The sequence below is a fragment of the Streptomyces sp. NPDC057307 genome (genome assembly GCF_042667665.1).
In the GTDB taxonomy this organism is placed as follows: Bacteria; Actinomycetota; Actinomycetes; order Streptomycetales; family Streptomycetaceae; genus Streptomyces.
Genome location: NZ_JBHUZM010000091.1, coordinates 12,967 through 30,697 on the forward strand (window position 1 = coordinate 12,967; position 17,731 = coordinate 30,697).

The 17,731-nt window shown below is 72.1% G+C and carries 14 protein-coding genes; 7 read left to right on the top strand and 7 right to left on the bottom strand.

Translation table 11 applies throughout. The annotated features are described in order from the left end of the window. Nucleotides 1-31: 31 nt before the first annotated feature. The 4 genes from ACFUN8_RS25895 to rsmH are packed head-to-tail and all read right to left on the bottom strand — an operon-like array spanning nt 32 to nt 5,420. A complete protein-coding gene (locus tag ACFUN8_RS25895; RefSeq protein WP_383642106.1) occupies nt 32-1,765 on the bottom strand; it encodes a UDP-N-acetylmuramoyl-L-alanyl-D-glutamate--2,6-diaminopimelate ligase in 1,734 nt (577 codons plus the stop codon). Nucleotides 1,766-1,781: 16 nt separating this feature from the next. Further along, a complete protein-coding gene (locus ACFUN8_RS25900) occupies nt 1,782-3,830 on the bottom strand; it encodes a peptidoglycan D,D-transpeptidase FtsI family protein (RefSeq protein WP_383642109.1) in 2,049 nt (682 codons plus the stop codon). Nucleotides 3,831-3,834: 4 nt separating this feature from the next. Beyond that, nucleotides 3,835-4,467, bottom strand: a complete 633-nt coding sequence (locus ACFUN8_RS25905) for a septum formation initiator (protein WP_383642112.1) — start codon at nt 4,465-4,467, stop codon at nt 3,835-3,837. After that, nucleotides 4,464-5,420 (bottom strand): 16S rRNA (cytosine(1402)-N(4))-methyltransferase RsmH, encoded by a 957-nt coding sequence (rsmH, locus tag ACFUN8_RS25910; RefSeq protein WP_382571541.1) that lies wholly within the window; start codon nt 5,418-5,420, stop codon nt 4,464-4,466. The genes ACFUN8_RS25905 and rsmH overlap by 4 nt, the downstream gene beginning before the upstream one ends. Before the next feature lie 501 nt (nt 5,421-5,921). Here rsmH and ACFUN8_RS25915 point away from each other — a divergent pair. From ACFUN8_RS25915 to ACFUN8_RS25930, 4 genes are all read left to right on the top strand, one after another. Next, on the top strand, nt 5,922-6,485 hold the full coding sequence (locus ACFUN8_RS25915; RefSeq protein WP_383642115.1) for a beta-class carbonic anhydrase: 564 nt from the start codon (nt 5,922-5,924) through the stop codon (nt 6,483-6,485). 203 nt (nt 6,486-6,688) lie between these two features. Then, nucleotides 6,689-7,726 carry an AAA family ATPase gene (locus ACFUN8_RS25920; protein WP_383642118.1) on the top strand — a complete coding sequence of 346 codons (1,038 nt, stop codon included), beginning with the start codon at nt 6,689-6,691 and terminating at the stop codon, nt 7,724-7,726. Beyond that, nucleotides 7,726-9,084: a DUF58 domain-containing protein gene (locus ACFUN8_RS25925; protein WP_383642121.1), complete on the top strand. Its 1,359-nt coding sequence runs from the start codon at nt 7,726-7,728 to the stop codon at nt 9,082-9,084. Before ACFUN8_RS25920 ends, ACFUN8_RS25925 begins: the two co-directional genes overlap by 1 nt. Next, nucleotides 9,081-11,504, top strand: coding sequence for a DUF3488 and DUF4129 domain-containing transglutaminase family protein (locus tag ACFUN8_RS25930; RefSeq protein ID WP_383642124.1), 2,424 nt, complete (start codon nt 9,081-9,083; stop codon nt 11,502-11,504). Before ACFUN8_RS25925 ends, ACFUN8_RS25930 begins: the two co-directional genes overlap by 4 nt. Nucleotides 11,505-11,777: 273 nt before the next feature. On the opposite strand, the gene ACFUN8_RS25935 is transcribed toward ACFUN8_RS25930, so the two are convergent. The 3 genes from ACFUN8_RS25935 to ACFUN8_RS25945 form a co-directional block, all read right to left on the bottom strand. Continuing rightward, nucleotides 11,778-12,173 (bottom strand): DUF3040 domain-containing protein, encoded by a 396-nt coding sequence (locus ACFUN8_RS25935; protein WP_354607508.1) that lies wholly within the window; start codon nt 12,171-12,173, stop codon nt 11,778-11,780. Nucleotides 12,174-12,458: 285 nt separating this feature from the next. Then, entirely contained in the window at nt 12,459-13,244 is a 786-nt protein-coding gene (locus ACFUN8_RS25940) for a methyltransferase (RefSeq protein WP_383642127.1), read from the bottom strand. Nucleotides 13,245-13,337: 93 nt separating this feature from the next. After that, the gene (locus tag ACFUN8_RS25945) at nt 13,338-13,880 is read right to left on the bottom strand and encodes an SAV_6107 family HEPN domain-containing protein (RefSeq protein ID WP_383642130.1); all 543 of its coding nucleotides are present in this window, start codon (nt 13,878-13,880) and stop codon (nt 13,338-13,340) included. A gap of 160 nt (nt 13,881-14,040) precedes the next feature. On the opposite strand from ACFUN8_RS25945, the gene ACFUN8_RS25950 reads away from it, so the two are divergent. The 3 genes from ACFUN8_RS25950 to ACFUN8_RS25960 are packed head-to-tail and all read left to right on the top strand — an operon-like array spanning nt 14,041 to nt 17,649. After that, a complete protein-coding gene (locus ACFUN8_RS25950) occupies nt 14,041-14,943 on the top strand; it encodes an ATP-binding cassette domain-containing protein (RefSeq protein WP_383642133.1) in 903 nt (300 codons plus the stop codon). Beyond that, nucleotides 14,915-17,002 carry a YhgE/Pip family protein gene (locus ACFUN8_RS25955; protein ID WP_383642136.1) on the top strand — a complete coding sequence of 696 codons (2,088 nt, stop codon included), beginning with the start codon at nt 14,915-14,917 and terminating at the stop codon, nt 17,000-17,002. Before ACFUN8_RS25950 ends, ACFUN8_RS25955 begins: the two co-directional genes overlap by 29 nt. Nucleotides 17,003-17,040: 38 nt before the next feature. Continuing rightward, on the top strand, nt 17,041-17,649 hold the full coding sequence (locus ACFUN8_RS25960; RefSeq protein WP_383642138.1) for a TetR/AcrR family transcriptional regulator: 609 nt from the start codon (nt 17,041-17,043) through the stop codon (nt 17,647-17,649). Nucleotides 17,650-17,731 lie beyond the last annotated feature (82 nt).

Below are 17,731 nucleotides of genomic sequence, written 5' to 3' on the forward strand. Positions count from 1 at the left end.
ACCTCGGTCCTCCGGTCGCCGGACGGTCCCGTCATCCCTGACCGGGGCTCTCGGTCGGGCCGGTGTCCTCGGTGCCGCGGCGACAGGAGCGCTCGATGGCCTCGCGCAGCACCTGACGGTCGTCGAAGGCGCGTACCACCCCGGCGATGTCCTGGCCCTGTTCGTGGCCCTTGCCGGCGATCAGGACGGTGTCGCCCTCGCCCGCTCGGGAGACCACGGAGGCGATGGCCGCCGCGCGGTCGGCGTCGACGAGGACGTCGCCGCGCTCGTGGATGGGCACCTCGGCGGCGCCCGCGAGCATCGCGGCGAGGATGGCGAGCGGGTCCTCCGAGCGCGGGTTGTCCGAGGTCAGTACGGCGGTGTCGGCGAGCCGGGCGGCCGCCGCGCCCATCGAGGGGCGCTTGGACTGGTCGCGGTCGCCGCCGCAGCCCAGGACGACATGCACCTTCCCCTTGGTGACCTTGCGCAGGGAGCGCAGGACCGATTCGACGGCGTCCGTCTTGTGGGCGTAGTCAACGACGGCGAGATACGGCTGGCCGACGTCGACGCGCTCCAGCCGGCCGGGGACACCGGGGACGGACGCGATGCCGTCGGCGGCGACCTGGGGGTCGATTCCGGCCACGGCGAGGGTGACGACGGCGGCCAGGGTGTTCGCGACGTTGAAGGGGCCCGGCAGCGGGGCCTCCGCGCGGATCCGTTCGCCCTTGGGGCTGACGACGGTGAAGGTGCTGCCGTGCGAGCCGACCTCGACGTTCTCGGCGCGCCAGTCGGCGTCGGGGTGGCCCTCGGCGGAGAAGGTCGTGACGGGCACGCCCGCCTCGTCGACGAGCCGGCGGCCGTACTCGTCGTCGAAGTTGACGACGCCGACCCGGCTGCGCTCGGGGGTGAACAGCCGCGCCTTGGCCTGGAAGTAGTCCTCCATGCCGGAGTGGAACTCCATGTGCTCCGGGCTGAGGTTGTTGAAGACGGCGATGTCGAAGACACAGCCGTCGACCCGGCCGAGCACCAGGGCGTGGCTGGAAACCTCCATCGCGACGGAGTCGACGCCGCGCTCGCGCATGACGGCGAGGAGCGCCTGGAGGTCGGTGGCCTCGGGGGTGGTGCGCTCGGACTTGATGCGCTCGTCGCCGATGCGCATCTCGACGGTGCCGATGAGCCCGGTGTGGTGTCCGGCGCCGCGCAGTCCGCCCTCGACGAGGTACGCCGTGGTGGTCTTGCCGGACGTGCCGGTGATGCCGATCTGGAGCAGGCCGGCGCCGGGGTGGCCGTAGATCTCGGCGGCCAGTTCACCCATGCTGCCCCGTGGGTCGGGGGTGACCAGCACCGGCAGACCGGTCGCGGCGGCGCGTTCGGCGCCCGCCGGGTCGGTCAGGATCGCCGCCGCGCCGAGGTCGGCGGCCTGGGCGGCGAAGTCGGCGCCGTGGAAGCGGGCGCCGGGCAGGGCGGCGTACACGTCCCCGATACGTACCGCTCGCGAGTCGTGGGTGATGCCGGTCGCCGCCCCGTCGGCCGGGGCCTCGGCACCCAGCCGGGCGGCCAGGTCCACGAGTGAGGTCGGCAGGACCTGGGTCGGGCGGGGCGCTCCGGGATGGTTCACGGGCGCGTCCTTTGTGGCGGTTCGGTACTGATCTGCGTGGGGCACGGCGGTGAGCGTACCGGGCTCACCGGGCCGCGGGCCAAGTGAGGGGCGCCCGGTGCCGGAGCCGTCTGGTGGGGTGACGGACGGGCCGTCGTGGTTCCCCGAGTCGGGGGTGATCGTTGTCACTGGGGCGTTCCCTGGGTCACTCGCCGGGCTTGAACTCGACCGGCAGCGGATCGGACTTCTTGCCGGTCGGTGGGACCTGGAGGCTCTTGAGAGCGAACTCCATGACCTCCTTGTAGATGGGGCCGCAGATCTGGCCGCCGAAGTAGCTGCCCTTGGTCGGGTTCTGGATGGCGCAGTAGACGGTGATCTGCGGGTCGTCGGCGGGCGCGAAGCCCGCGAAGGACGCGGTGTAGCCCTTGTAGCGGCCGGTCTCGGGATCGACGCGGTTGGCCGTTCCCGTCTTGCCGGCGACGCGGTAGCCGGGGATCCGGGCCTTGGTGCCGGTACCCGCCTCGTCGCCGACGACCGATTCGAGCATGGTCGAGAGCGTTTTCGCCGTCTTCTCGCTGACGACGCGCGTCTTCTTCGGCGCGGTCGCGGGGGTGAAGCGGCCGTCGGGGCCCTGGGTGCCGCGGATCAGGGTGGGTTCGATCCGTACGCCTCCGTTGGCGATGGTCGAGTAGACCGACGCCGCCTGCATGGCGTTGACCGACAGTCCCTGGCCGAAGGGGATCGTGTACTGCTGCGAGGTCGACCAGTCCTTCGGATCGGCCAGGATGCCCTGGGTCTCGCCGGGATAGTCGAGGCCCGTGGGGCTGCCGATGCCGAATTTACGCAGATAGGAGTGGAGGACCTGGTTGGCCTGGGGCTGTGTCCTGCCAAGCTGTCCGGTCGCCAGGATGGTGCCGATGTTGCTGGACTTGGCGAGGACGCCGTTCAGCGTCAGATACCAGGTGGGGTGGTCGATGTCGTCCTTGAAAAGGCGGTCGCCGCGGTGCAGCCGGTTGGGCACGGTGACATGGGTGCCGGGGACGGCGGCCTGCTCCTCCAGGACGGCGGCCATGGACATGACCTTGCTGGTGGAGCCCGGTTCGAAGGCGTCCTGGAGCGCGGCGTTGCCCATGCTTGTGCCGTCGGCCTGGGAGAGGTCGTTGGGGTCGAAGCCGGGGGCGTTGGCCATGGCGAGCACCTCGCCCGTCCGGGTGTTCTGCACTATCACGTAGCCGCGGTCGGCCTTGGACTCCGTGACCTGGTCGGAGATGGCCCGCTGGGCGGCCCACTGGATGTCCCGGTCGATGGTCAGCTCGATGTCCGTACCGGGGACGGCGGGGGTCTCCTTGGAGCCCGCCGTGGGGACGCGACGGCCGCCGGAGTGGGCGTAGGTGATCTCGCCGTCCTGGCCGGACAGCTTCTTGTCGAGCATGGACTCCACGCCGCCGCCGCCGTGGCCGGCGGCGTTGACGTATCCCAGTATCCCGGCCGCGAGGTCCCCGTTGGGGTACACGCGCTTGCTGCTGGGCTCCTGGAAGACTCCGGCGAGGACGCTGGCGGGTGCTTCGTCGCCCTTGCCGCCCTTGGCGGTGCGCGCCTTCTCGGCCTTCTCGGCGAGGACGGACTTGAGGTCGCTGATCTGGTTCCAGACCTGGGGGGTCTGCCGGTGGGCGAGCACCGTGAAGCGGGACTTGGGGGCCGAGAGCTGCTTCGCGAGCGTCTCGGGCTCCTTGTCGAGGATGGGGGCGAGGAGCGCGGCGGCCTGCTCGGGGGCGTCGGGGACGTTGCTGTCCTCGGGGGTGAACATCTTGGGGTCGGCCGTGATGTCGTGCGCGTCGACGCTGGTGGCGAGGGCGACACCTGCGCGGTCGGTGATGTCGCCGCGCTCGGCGGCCAGTGTGACGCTCGTGAAGCGGTTCTTCTCCGCCTTGGCGGTGTACGCGCTCGCGTCGACGGCCTGGACCTGGAGCAGCCGGACGACGAAGACCAGCATGACGAGGGTCAGTCCGAGGCTGACCAGGCGGAGCCGGGGGCGGTGGTTGCCGAGCCGGATGCGGTGCGGGGGGCGGGCGCCGCCGGGGCGCGGGCGGCCCTGGACGGGGCGGCGCGGGCGACCGGAGGGCCGGGGCGCGGGGCGCTGCGAGGAGCGGTCCGCGGAACGCTCGGCGTTCCGGGAGGCGGGCCGGGGGCGCCCGCCGCTCCCGGAGCGCGCGGGGCCGGGGACCCGGCGGCGCGGTGGTTGCTCGGGGGGCACTGCGTCACCTGCCGGAGGTCGTCGGGGTGGGTGTGCCGGACGTCGGTCCGGGCCCGGGCGCGGTGGGGGGCGCGCCGCGTGAGCCCGCCGAGGCGGACGGGGTGCTCGACGGGGCGCCGGACGTGGGTCCTCCTGAGGAGGGGGACGGCGACGCCGGTGAGCCCGTGGCCGACGCGGACGGTGTCACGGACGGTGCGAGCGAGGCGGGCAGGCTGGGGGTGACGGGCGGGACGGCTTCCATGGCGGACGGCGCGGTGTACGGGAGTGCGTCGGCCTCGGAGGGGACGCCGCTGATCCGGCCGTCCGGGGCCAGGAAGGCGGGGCTGCCGCCGGGCACCATGCCGAGCTGCCGCGCGCGGCGCTGGAGCGCGTCGGGCGCCGAGAGGTTGTCCACGTCCCGCTGGAGCGCCTGCTGCTCGTCGGTCAGGTCGGTGGTCTGCTTCTTGAGTTCGCTCAGCCTGAACGACCCCGTGTTGAGCGAGGAGTTCAGCAGGAGGAGCGTGATCAGCCCGCCGCCGAGGAGGAGAACGACCAGCAGGACGAAGGGCGTACGCGCCGCGGTGCTCGGCCCGGTCGTCGGCATCAGCCGGGCGAGCCGCGCGGCGCGCCCCCTCAGCTGCCCGGCCGGTCCGCTCACCGCACGTCCTCCCGGATCCGCTCGGCGCCGCGCAGCCGGGCGGGGGCGGCCCGGCGGTTCTCGGCGACCTCTTCCTCGGTGGGCAGTTCGGCGCCGCGCGTCAGGAGTTTCAGCCTCGGCTGGTAGCGCTCGGGCACGACGGGCAGGCCGGGCGGCGCGGTGTTGGCGGCGCCGGCCGCGAAGACCTGCTTGACCAGGCGGTCTTCGAGGGAGTGGTAGGCGAGTACGGCGATACGGCCGCCGACGGCGAGGGACGCCACGGCGGCCGGGACGGCCGCCTCCACCGAGGACAGCTCGCCGTTGACCTCGATGCGCAGGGCCTGGAAGGTGCGCTTGGCGGGGTTGCCGCCGGTGCGCTTGGCGGCCTGCGGCAGCGCGTCACGGATGAGTTCGACCAGCCGGGCGCTGTTGGTGAAGGGCTCGACGGCGCGTTCCCTGACGACCGCCGACACGATGCGCTTGGCCTGCTTCTCCTCGCCGTACGCCCGCAGGATCCGCACCAGTTCGCCCGGCGGGTAGGTGTTGAGGACCTCGGCCGCGCTCATTCCGGCCGACTGGTCCATGCGCATGTCGAGGGGTGCGTCCTGGGCGTACGCGAACCCCCGCTCCGCCTCGTCGAGTTGCATGGACGAGACGCCGAGGTCGAAGAGCACGCCCTGGACGTGCGGGATGCCCAGCCGGTCGAGGACGTCGGGGAGTTCGTCGTAGACGGCGTGCACGAGGGTGGCGCGGTCGCCGAAGGGGGCCAGGCGCTCGCCGGAGAGCCGTAGCGCCTCCTTGTCCCGGTCGAGCGCGACCAGCCGCGCGGCGGGGAAGGTGCTGAGCAGCGCCTCGCTGTGGCCGCCGAGACCGAGGGTGCAGTCGACGACGACGGCGCCGGGCTCGGCGAGGGCGGGGGCGAGCAGCTTGAGGCACCGGTCGAGCATCACCGGGACGTGCCGGGTGGCGGTCATACCCGGGCCTCGCGGGGTCCGCCGTGCGGGCGGACGGCGCTCTCGGTCGGACACGGCCTGGTTCGCTGGCTGCGCTCGCTCATGCGCCCTCTCAGGTCCGGCGTGGATGTACGTACCGCCGAGCGTGAGGAGGTCCGGAGCGTGTATCTGACAACACGCCCCAGCCGCACGTACGCCGCACACGCGGGGGGAATTCGGGGAGTGTTCCGGTAAGTGTTCGGGATGTCCGTGAACTTCGCGTCACTTTAGTCCACAGGTCCCCTCGGTCAATCAACCGGCCAGCGCGTCGCCCGGCCCGCTGCGGGCGGACCGCCGGCGAGGATCTTGTGAAGATCCCGACGGGGCGACAACACGGTCACGCGCAATCGAAAACGGCGTTCATCACCCGTTCGCCCCGACGGGCTTCACCTGTGTGGCTTACCTCACACCGGGCCTCGTTGACGATGTTTGTCCCGTCGCACAGCAGGCTCCCGGCGCCGGTGAGCATTACCGTCTATAGGTATGTCGACTTCCGCGCACCTTCCCGCCGAGTCCGCCCAGGCCCCCGCCGGTGCGGCTCGTACCGACGGCACGGTCACCGATCGACTCGTGGACGCCAACCGGCGTTACGCCAGCGGCTTCGACGACCCGGGCATGGACGCCCGCCCCGTGCTCCGCGTCGCCGTCGTCGCCTGCATGGACGCCCGTCTCGACCTGCACGACGCGCTGGGCCTGGAGCTCGGCGACTGTCATACGATCCGCAACGCGGGCGGTGTCGTCACCGACGACGTCATACGCTCACTCACCATCAGCCAGCGGGCGCTCAAGACCCGCAGTGTCGTACTCATCCATCACACCGGCTGTGGCCTGGAGGCCATCACCGAGGAGTTCAGGCACGAACTGGAAATGGAGGTCGGGCAGCGTCCGGCCTGGGCCGTGGAGTCCTTCAGGGACGTGGACCAGGATGTACGGCAGTCGATGCAGCGGGTGCGGACCTCACCGTTCCTTCTGCACACCGACGACGTACGCGGTTTTGTCTTCGACGTGTCGACCGGCCTTCTGCGGGAAATCGACCCCACGGACTGACCGCGTCGCCGCACCAGAAACACGGCAACTCCGGCAATTCACACCCACTTATCCACAGGCGAGTGACACGAAGCGGTAACGGCTACAAGAATGCGTGAGTGACAGCGGCGCTCCGGAACCTTCCGGACGCGGCGTCCGTATTTCGGGGTGGGCCGGGCCGTGAGAAGAGCCTCGGCCCGTATGAACGGGCCGAGGAGGGCCGGGTGACGACCTATGACGATCGAGCGAGCCTCACAGATCTGACCACCACAGCGGAGCGTGTCCGCGCATCGGTGGAAGGTGTGATCGAGGGCAAGCCTGAGGTCGTACGGCTTTCGCTGACAGTGCTGCTCGCCGAGGGACATCTGCTCATCGAAGATGTCCCCGGCGTCGGCAAGACGATGCTGGCGAAGACGCTGGCACGCTCCATCGACTGCTCGGTGCGGCGTATCCAGTTCACGCCTGACCTGCTGCCCTCGGACATCACCGGGGTCTCCATCTACGACCAGCAGCGGCGCGACTTCGAGTTCAAGCCCGGAGCGATCTTCGCGCAGATCGTGATCGGCGACGAGATCAACCGCGCCTCGCCCAAGACACAGTCGGCGCTGCTGGAGTCGATGGAGGAGCGCCAGGTCACCATCGACGGGCAGACGTACGAACTGCCCAGCCCCTTCATGGTGGTGGCGACGCAGAACCCGGTCGAGATGGAGGGCACCTACCCGCTGCCCGAGGCGCAGCGCGACCGTTTCATGGCCAGGGTCTCCATCGGCTATCCCAGCGCGGAGGCCGAGTTGGAGATGCTGGACGTGCACGGCGGGATCTCGCCGCTGGACGACCTCCAGCCGGTGGCCCACGCGCACGACATCGTGAAGCTGATCGACGCCGTCCGGAAGGTCCATGTGGCCGACTCCGTGCGGCGGTACGCGGTGGAGCTGGTCGGGGCCACCCGTAATCACCCGGATCTCAGACTGGGCGCCTCACCGCGCGCGACGCTGCATCTGCTGCGCGCGGCGAAGGCGTCCGCCGCCCTGAGCGGCCGGGAGTACGCGCTGCCGGACGACGTGCAGGCGCTGGCGGTCGCGGTGCTCGCGCACCGGCTGCTGCCGACCGCGCAGGCACAGCTCAACCGGCAGACCGCCGAGCAGGTGGTGCGGGAGATCCTCCAGCGCGTCCCGGTACCGACGGCAGACGGCGGCCGGCAGGCTCCCGTGGCCGCCGCACCGCTCTACGACCGGCAGCAGCCGGGCGTCCGGCGGCTGTGATGGAGCCCGGCGCCGCCCCCTCGGGCACCGAGGACAAGGGCGGGCTGCGGGCGGCGCTGGGCGGTCTCACCACTCGCGGCCGGTCCTTCTTCGCCGCCGGCGTCGCGGCGGCGGTCTGCGCCTATGTCCTCGGTCAGTCGGATCTGCTCCGGGTGGGCATGCTCCTGGCCGTCCTGCCGCTGGTCTGTGTGGGCGCGCTGTACCGCACGCGCTACCGGGTCGCGGGCAGCAGGCGGCTCTCGCCGTCCCGGGTCCCTGCGGGGTCCGAGGCCCGGGTCCATCTGCGGATGGACAACGTGTCGCGGCTGCCCACCGGTCTGCTGATGCTCCAGGACCATGTGCCGTACGTGCTGGGTCCGCGCCCCCGGTTCGTCCTGGACCGGGTGGAGGCGGGCGGGCGCCGCGAGGTCTCCTACCGGGTGCGGTCGGACCTGCGCGGGCGCTATCCGCTCGGTCCGCTCCAGCTGCGGCTGAGCGACCCGTTCGGGATGTGCGAGCTGACGCGCTCCTTCAGCGCCCACGACACCCTGACCGTCATCCCGCGCACCGAGCCGCTGCCCCCGGTCCGGCTGGCGGGAGCGACGGCGGGATACGGCGACGGGCGGCAGCGTTCACTGTCGCTGGCCGGCGAGGACGACGTCATCCCGCGCGGCTACCGGCACGGCGACGACCTGCGCCGGGTGCACTGGCGCTCCACGGCGCGCTACGGCGAGCTGATGGTGCGCCGCGAGGAGCAGCCGCAGCGGGCCAGATGCACGGTGCTGCTCGACACCCGGCGGCTCGCCTACCAGGGCGCGGGCCCCGACTCGGCCTTCGAGTGGGCGGTGTCGGGCGCGGCGTCCGCGCTGGTGCACATGCTGGAACGGGGCTTCGCCGTACGGCTGTTGACGGACACCGGGAGTTCGGTGCCCGGCGAGGGCGCCGACGGGTTCGCCGGGTCGACACAGGAGTCCGCCGACGCGGCCGGACTGATGATGGACACACTCGCCGTCGTCGACCACTCCGACGGAGCGGGCCTGTCCCGCGCGTACGACGTGCTGCGCGGTGGGACCGAGGGGCTGCTGATCGCTTTCCTCGGTGATCTCGACGAGGAGCAGACCGCGGTGGCCGGGCGGATGCGGCACCGCAGCGGCGCCGCGGTGGCGTTCGTCCTGGACAGCTCAGGCTGGCTCCAGGACGACGGCGAACCGCCCGCGCGGGTCCAGGACCGGCTGCGGCAGCTGCGCGAGTCAGGCTGGACCGCCCTGACGGTGCCGACCGGGGTCGCGCTCCCCGACCTGTGGCAGCAGGCGGCACAACAGCGCACCGAGACAGGTGCGGCACAGGGCTCGTCAGGCTTCTCCGGAGGATGGTCATGAGCGGTCGCGCGAGGCTGGCGCTGTGCGCGTTCGCCGCCACGCTGACGTCGGCGGGCGCGCTGCTGCCCCTGGTTCAGGACAAGGGCTGGTTCGCGCAGGCTGCGTTCATGCTGGCGGTCCTGGTCGGGGTGGGCGCGCTCGGCCGCCGGGTTCCGCTGGCCAGGACGCTGACCGTGGCGCTCCAGGCGGTCGTCGGACTGCTGATGCTCACGGTGGTGTTCGCCTCGCAGTACGCCGTGTTCGGTCTGCTGCCCGGCCCGGACGTCTTCCAGCGCTTCGGCGAGCTGCTGAACGCGGGCGGCGAGGACGTCGGGCGGTACGCGATCCCGGCGCCGGCGAGCGACGGCATCAAGCTGATGCTGGTCGGTGGAGTGCTGGTCATCGGTCTCGCCGTGGACGTGCTCGCCGTGACGTTCCGCAGCGCGGCGCCGGCCGGGCTGCCGCTGCTCGCGCTGTACTCGGTCGCCGCCGGTCTCTCCGGTGACGGCGCCTCCTGGCTGTGGTTCCTGCTCGCGGCCGGTGGCTATCTGCTGTTGCTGCTGGCCGAGGGCCGGGACCGGCTCTCGCAGTGGGGCCGGGTCTTCGGCGGCGCTCCGCGCGCGCCGGGGCGTACGGCCGCCGGGATGGACACCGGGGGCGTGGCCGCGGCCCCGATCCGCACGGGCCACCGGATCGGTGTGATGGCGCTGGGAATCGCGCTCGTCGTGCCCGCCGCGCTGCCGTCGCTGGACGGCGGACTGCTCAACGGCACGGGGACCGGGGCCGGTTCGGGCCTGGGCGGTGGCACGATCTCCGCCGTCAATCCGCTGGTGTCGCTCCAGGACAACCTCAACCAGCCCGAGGACCGGGAGGCGTTGCGGTATCAGACGAACGCGGAGAGCACCCAGGACCTGTATCTGCGGATCATGGCGCTGGACGACTTCGACGGCACGTCCTGGCGGTTCTCCCAGCGCAGTGTCGAGGACGTGCCGGACAGGCTCCCCGATCCGCCCGGTCTGAGCGGCGACGTCAACACCACCGAGATCAGGACGAGTATCTCCGCCGCCGACTGGTACCGGCAGAACTATCTGCCCATGCCCTATCCGGCGTCCGAGGTGGACATCGAGGGGCGCTGGCGCTTCGAACCGAGCGGCCGGACCCTGGTCGGCGACCGGGGCGAGACGACGCAGGGCGCGCAGTACCAGGTCAGCAGCCTGCTGGTGGAGCCGACGCGCGAGCAGCTCGCCGCGGCGCCGCCGCCCCGCGACTCGCTGGTGCGGGAGTACACCAAGGTCCCGGACAACCTGCCGGCGGAGGTGCTGACCACCGCGCGTGAGGTGACCGCCGGCGCGGCGAACAACTACGAGCGGGCGGTCAGACTCCAGGACTGGTTCGCCGTGGACGGCGGCTTCACGTACGACACGCAGGTCGCGTCCGGCACAGGCGTCACGGCCATCAGCCGCTTCCTCAGGGAGAAGGAGGGCTTCTGCGTCCACTTCTCGTTCTCCATGGCGGCGATGGCACGGACGCTGGGCATTCCGGCGCGGGTGGCGGTGGGCTTCACACCGGGCACCCCGCAGTCGGACGGCACGATGTCCGTCGGTCTCCGTGACGCGCACGCCTGGCCCGAGCTGTACTTCGAGGGTGTCGGCTGGACCCGCTTCGAGCCGACGCCGAGCCGGGGCAGCGCACCCGACTACACGATCCCGGAGGCCCCCTCGGGCGACGCGAGCGATCCGGCGCAGCCCGAGGCGAGCACGTCCTCCGCGCCGAACTCGTCGCCGTCCGCCTCGGAGAGCTGCCCGCCCCAGGCCGCCAGGATCGGGGACTGCGGCACGACCGCGCCGGCGGGGGCGCTGCCTCCGTCTGACTCGGGGACCTCCGCCGGGACGGTCGTCGGCATCACGCTGGGTGTCCTGGCCGTGCTGCTGGTGCCGCTCCTGCCACTGCTGTGGCGCACCAGGATCCGGGCCCGGCGTCTCGGTTCCGGGGGCCGTACGGCCGCCGATGCCACGGCGCGCGTGCTGGGGGCCTGGCGGGAGATCGTCGACACGGCCTGGGACCACGGCATCCGTCCCGACGATTCGCAGACCCCGCGCAGGACAGCGGCCCGGATCGTGCGGCTGGGGCGACTGGAGGGCGAGGCCGGCGATGCCGTGCACCGGGTGGCGCGTGCGGTGGAGCAGGTGCTGTACGCGCCGGAGCCATTGCCCGTGACGGGTCTCGCCGACGACGTCGGGCGGGTGCGCGTGGGCCTGGGCGAAGCCGTGGGCCGCTGGACGCGGCAGCGCGCGCTTCTCCTGCCGCGCTCGTCCATTCGGGTGATGTGGGGGCTGTCCGAGCGCTGGGCGGCTGTCACGGAGCGCTGGGGACCGCACCGCCTGGAGCTGGACCGCCGGTGGGCGGCGCTGCTCCGCAGGCCGTCCCGGCAGCGGAGCTGAGCCGACCGGGCCGGCCGGAGTTCGGGGGCGGGGGTACGAGGGCGGCTTTCGGGCCCCGTACCCCTGCCCCTGTCGTATGTCCGGGGTCCGTGTGGGATCCGAGGTCCGGGCGGAAAAGGCGGGGCCGGGTCGACCGGCCGGGGGCGGGCGCGGGCATGCGCCGTGCGCGGAGACGGGTGAGGGGCGAACGCGGAAAGCGTTCGCCCCTCAGTCGTACGTGCCGTGTCTCACGGCCGTTGCACCACTACTGCAAGATTGGGAACCTGGGCCGTACTACTGACCCTGCTCGTCACGACGACGCTGCCACCGCTGCTCGATCCGGTTCATGAACGAGCGGCGCTGCCGTGGTTGTCGGCGGTCGGCCGTGGCCTCGCCGGATGCCTGTTGCTCACCCGGTTTCGGGGCCTTGCGCCAGCCGGTGACCGCGAGAACCGCGCAGCCCAGCATGACGAGGAAACCCACCACGCCGATCCAGATCTGCTTGGCGACCATACCGGTCATGAGGAGCGCGATACCCACCAGAAAGCCAGCGACCGCCTGGTAGACCCGTCGCCGGGTGTACGTACGCAGCCCGCTTCCCTCAAGCGCTGTCGCGAACTTGGGATCTTCGGCGTACAGCGCTCGCTCCATTTGCTCGAGCATTCGCTGCTCGTGCTCCGAGAGCGGCACGGAGTCCTCCTAGTCGTCGGTCGCGGGGGGCGACCGGTATGCGGCCCCTTCAGGATAGGCAGGGAATCGCCCCCGTGAAACCCGCCCTCTACGCCATTTCGCCAATCCGGGCCGCCATGCCGACTCGGCCGTTGAGGCGTTGATTCCCCAACCGTCGACCCGTCATGCCGGAAGGCGTACCCCGATCATACGGCGCCGAACGCTTTGCCGGGGGGCCTGTGGCGCACTCCATGTGCAGCTGCGTTGCTGATCAGCCCCGCGATCAGTGCTCGGGGGCGTTCACTGTCAGGCCCGCTTCTCGCCCAGGAGGTGCAGCTGGCTCGCGACGGAGTGGAAGGAGGGCAGTTCCGCGGCGGCCGCCTCCAGCTTCAGAAGGGCGTCCAGAGCGCCCGGCTGAGTGTCCACCAGAACGCCCGGAACCAGGTCCGAGAAGACCCGTACGCCGTGGACCGCGCCCACGTCGACACCGGCCTTGTCGACCAGTTCGGTGAGCAGCTCGACGGTGAACCGCCTGGGGACCGGGTCGCCTTCGCCCCAGCGGCCGGCGGCGTCCGTGAGGGCCTGCCGGGCCTCGGTGAAGTGCCCGGCGAGCGCCCTGGCGAGGACGGCGCCGCCGAGACCCGCCGCGAGGAGGCTGAGCGCACCGGCGGGGCGCAGCGCCTCGACGGCGTTACGGACCCCCTCGGCCGGGTCGTCCACGTACTCCAGGACGCCGTGGCAGAGCACGGCGTCGTAACCGCCGCGCTCCACCACGTCGAACAGGCCGTGGATGTCGCCCTGGACACCGTTGACGCGGTCGGCGACGCCCGCCTCGGCGGCCCGGCGCTCCAGCGCGAACAGGGCGTTGGGGCTCGGGTCGACGACGGTCACCCGATGGCCCAGGCGGGCGACGGGCACGGCGAAGTTGCCCGTGCCGCCTCCGGTGTCGAGGACGTCGAGGCCCGCCGTACCCACCGCGGCGGCGCGGGTGTCGAGGGCGTGTTTGAGCACCTCCCAGACCACGGCGGTGCGCAGGGAGCTACGGGGGCGCGACGGCGTCTCTCCACCGAAGGCAGGGGAAGGGTCCGACACGGCAGTTGACTCCTCGGCGCGGTGCCGCCCCTGGTGGCGGGGCGTGGACGGTGCAGGCTCCGCACAGCCTATTGCCTCCGTCGGCCGTCCCCGTCACCCAGCGGCGCCGCCCTTCTCCGGCTGTTCGGCGCGGGGCTGGGGCAGTACCGGTTCGAGCACGAGCAGCCGCTCCACGAGGCGCAGGAACATGGCCACGTCGCGCAGCAGGTCGTCGGCGTCGCGGCTGCTGGCCGCGCCTTCTATGCCGGCCTCGGCCCGCGCCCTGCGGGTGGCTCCGGAGGCGAACAGGGCGCTCCACTCGGACAGCTCGGGCACGATCTCGGGCAGCACGTCCCAGGCGCTCCTTATGCGCCTGCGGCGCGTGCCCGTCGTGGGCTCGGGCCGGCCCCGGGCGGCGAGGACCGCCGCCGCGGTGCGCAGGGCCGCCAGATGGGCCGTGGCATAGCGCTCGTTGGGTGCTTCGAGCGTGGCGGCCTCGTCCAGTCCCGAACGGGCCTGGGCGAGCAGATCGAGGGCGGCGGGCGGCGCGGTCGCGCGCCTCTGGACGGGGTGGACATCGGTCGTGGCGCCGGTCAGTGAGGGGGCAGGGCCGCCTGTGCTTCGCCGGCGTGCGGCTGCGGCGTAGGAACTGGCCATGACGAACCTCCTGGTCGTCTCTGTGACGGCTCTGTGGCCGTATGTGTCCATCTTGGGGCACACCACTGACAATCGGTCCTGACCTGCGCTTTTGCTTCGTTCGCGCGTTCGGAGTAGCTTTTGCACTGACCAGTCAGTACAAAAGCTCTGGGGAGGGCGCATGAGAGCCGGGACAGCCGCCGCGGCCATCGCTGAGGCGGCCGACGGGGCGGCGGGCGTGGGCGTGGGAGTGGGAACGACGGCGGGACCGCACGGGGCCGCCGTCGTCGCCGAGGGGTTCGGGCTGAAGGGGCCGCGCGGCTGGGTCTTCCGGGATGTGCGCCTCGACGTACGCCCCGGCGGGATCCTCGCCGTCGAGGGCGCGTCCGGCACCGGCCGCACCTGTCTCCTGCTCGCGCTCACCGGGCGGATGCGCCCCACCGCCGGATTCGCGGAGATCGACGGGCTCCGGGTGCCGCGCGCGATGGCCGCCGTGCGCCGTATCAGCGCGCTGGGCCCCGTCGCGGGCGTCAGCGAACTCGACCCGGCCCTGACCGTCACCGAGCATCTGCGTGAACGGGCCCTGCTCCGGCGCAGGTTCGACACCTCCTTGGGAGGCTCGCTCCGCGCCCTGCTGCGGCCCCGCGCCGAACGCGCCGCCGACGCGCGGAGCCGTACGGACGACGCACTGGCGGCCGCGGGCCTCGACCTCGCGGACCTGCCCAAGGGCGGACGTACCGCCGTACGCGACCTGGAACGGCTGGAGGCGCTGCGTCTCGGCGTGGCCCTGGCGCTCATCGGCCGGCCGCGCCTGCTCGCCGTCGACGATCTCGACCTCAAGCTCTCCGACGCTGAACGGGCCGCCGCCTGGGACCTGTTGAGGTCCGTCGCGGCCGGCGGTACGACCGTCGTCGCCGTCTGCGGCCAGGCGCCCGCCGGCATCGCCACCGTCCGCCCGGCCGACGCGCCCCGAGTTGCCGACCGGACAACCGACCGGACGACCGGCCCGAAGGCCGACCCGACAGCGGACACCACGACCGGGAAGGAGACGGCCGATGCGCTCGCCGAGACTGGCCGCGCTTGAGCTGAGGCGGTTCGGCAGGGGACGGCTCCCGCGCGCCGCGATCGTCGCGATCACCCTGCTGCCGCTGCTGTACGGCGCGCTCTACCTGTGGTCCTTCTGGGACCCGTACGGCAGGCTCGACCGGATCCCCGTCGCGCTGGTCAACGAGGACAGGGGCGCCACCGCGTCCGGCGAGAAGCTGACCGCCGGCGACGACATCACCCGCGGCCTGCGCGAGAGCGAGGTATTCGACTGGCACGAGGTGAGCGGCGCCGAGGCCCGTAAGGGCGTGGCGGACGGCTCGTACTACCTGTCGCTGACCATGCCCGCCGACTTCAGCCGGCGGATCGCCTCCAGCTCCGGTGACACGCCCGAGACGTCCGCGCTCCAGGTCCGTACGAACGACGCCAACAACTACATCGTCGGCCAGATCTCCCGGACCGTCTTCGGCGAGGTACGGACGGCGGCGTCGACCAAGGCGTCGCGTTCCTTCCTCGACCGGATCTTCATCTCCTTCTCCGGCATCCACGACGCGACGGAGAAGGCCGCCAAGGGTGCCGACAAGCTCAAGGGCGGCGTCAGCACGGCCAAGGAGGGCTCCAAGGACCTCGCGGCCGGTCTGAAGGACGCCAAGGAGGGCAGCGGCGAACTGGCGGGCGGCGTCAAGAAGCTCGACAAGGGCGCGGGAGACCTGGAGAAGGGCTCGCGGCAGGTCTCCGCGGGCACGCAGTCGCTGGCCGACAAGGTCAACGGGGCGGCGGGGGCCCTGAGTCCGTATCTGAAGGACAACGGCGCGACGATCGCCGACACGGCCCGCCTGGTCGCCGACTCGTCCGGGGCGATGCGCGGCAACCTCGACGCCCTGGTGAAGGGCGCGCCGCTCGCGGCGACCGCCGCCCACGAGGCGTCCGCCGACCTGGCGGATCTCTACCGGACCCGCTGCGAGGAGGCCGACGAACCCGACGCGACCGCCTGCCCGCCGCTGGAGCGGGCCAGGACGGCGGCCGCGGACGCGGCCCGGGTGGCCGACGACGTCAACGCCCTCGTCAAGGACAACAGCGGCGATCTGACGAAGCTCGACGGACGGCTCGCGAAGCTCCAGGAGCAGGCGGACGCCCTCGCGAGGCGGGCCCCTCATCTGAAGGACGACCTCAAGACGGCCGTCGCCAAGATCAACCAGCTCAACTCCGGTGCCAAGAAGGTCGCCAAGGGCGCCGACGAACTGCACACCGGGCTCACCACCGCCAAGAAGGGCTCCACCGACCTGGACGCCGGGGTGGAGAAGCTCGGAGCGGGCGCGACCAGCCTGGACGGCGGTCTCTTCAAGCTCGCCGACGGCTCCTCCGAGCTGGCCGCCGGACTGGGCGACGGCGTCGGCAAGATCCCGGACTACGGCAAGAACGACCGCGACCTCCGTACGGAGGTGATGGCCGACCCCGTCCAGCTCGCCTCCCGCTCCACCCACGAGGCGCCCAACTACGGCACCGGCTTCGCCCCTTACTTCATCCCGCTCTCCCTCTGGGTCGGCGCGATGGTGGCGTACATGCTGATCCAGCCGCTCAACCGGCGCGCCCTCGCCGCCGGTGCCCCCGCGTGGCGGATCGCCGTCGCGGGCTGGCTCCCGGTGGTGGGCATCGGCCTGCTCCAGGTCGGCGCGCTCATGGCCGTACTGCACTGGGGACTCGGCCTCCAGCTGACCCGCGCCGCCGGTACGGTCGGCTTCCTCGCCCTGGTCACCTGCTGCTTCGCCGCCGTCGTGCAGTGGCTGAACGCCCGCTTCGGCGCGGCGGGCCGGATCCTCGTCCTCGCCGTGCTGATGCTGCAGCTGACGTCGGCGGGCGGCACGTACCCCGTGCAGACGAGCCCCGGCTTCTTCAACGCCATCCACCCCTTCCTGCCGATGAGTTACGTGGTGGAGTCGCTGCGCGTCCTCATCACGGGCGGCGGGCTCGGGCCGGTGTGGCAGGGCTGCGCCGTACTCGCGGCGTTCACCGCGGGCGCGCTGGCCCTGACCGCCGTCTCCGCGCGCCGCGGGCAGGTGTGGACCGTGGACCGGCTCCATCCCGAATTGAGCCTGTGAGTCGGACCCGTACCCCGATACCTGTGAGAATCGGGCGCATGGACAGGAGCAGCACCCGCCGCCAGGCCACCCGACAGAAGCTCTACGAGGCCGCGGTGACGCTCATCGCCGAACAGGGCTTCTCGGCGACGACCGTGGACGAGATCGCCGAACGCGCCGGAGTCGCCAAGGGCACGGTCTACTACAACTTCAAGAGCAAGACCGAGCTGTTCGAGGAGCTTCTGCGGCACGGCGTCGGTCTGCTGACCGCCTCCCTCCAGGCCGCGGCCGACGAGACGGCGCAGCGCGACGGGACGAGCGTCGAGGCGCTGGACGCCATGATCCGGGCGGGGCTCGCCTTCATCGACCGCTATCCGGCCTTCACCCAGCTGTACGTGGCCGAGCTGTGGCGCACCAACCGCGCGTGGCAGTCCACGCTGTTGGTGGTGCGTCAGCAGGCCGTCGCCGTCGTGGAGAAGGTGCTCCGGGAGGGGATCGACGGCGGCGAGCTGAGCCGGGAGATCGACATCCCGCTGACGGCCGCGGCGCTGGTGGGGATGGTGCTGGTGGCGGCTCTGGACTGGCAGGCGTTCCAGCCGGAGCGGTCGCTCGACGACGTGCACTCGGCGCTCTCGCTGTTGCTGCACGGGCGGGTCGGCGGAGAGTGAAGGCGGCGGGAGCGGCGAACGAAGGCGGCCGGACCGGCACAGGGAAATGCGCCGCTCCGGTCGGGCTTCCTCACTCCAGGCC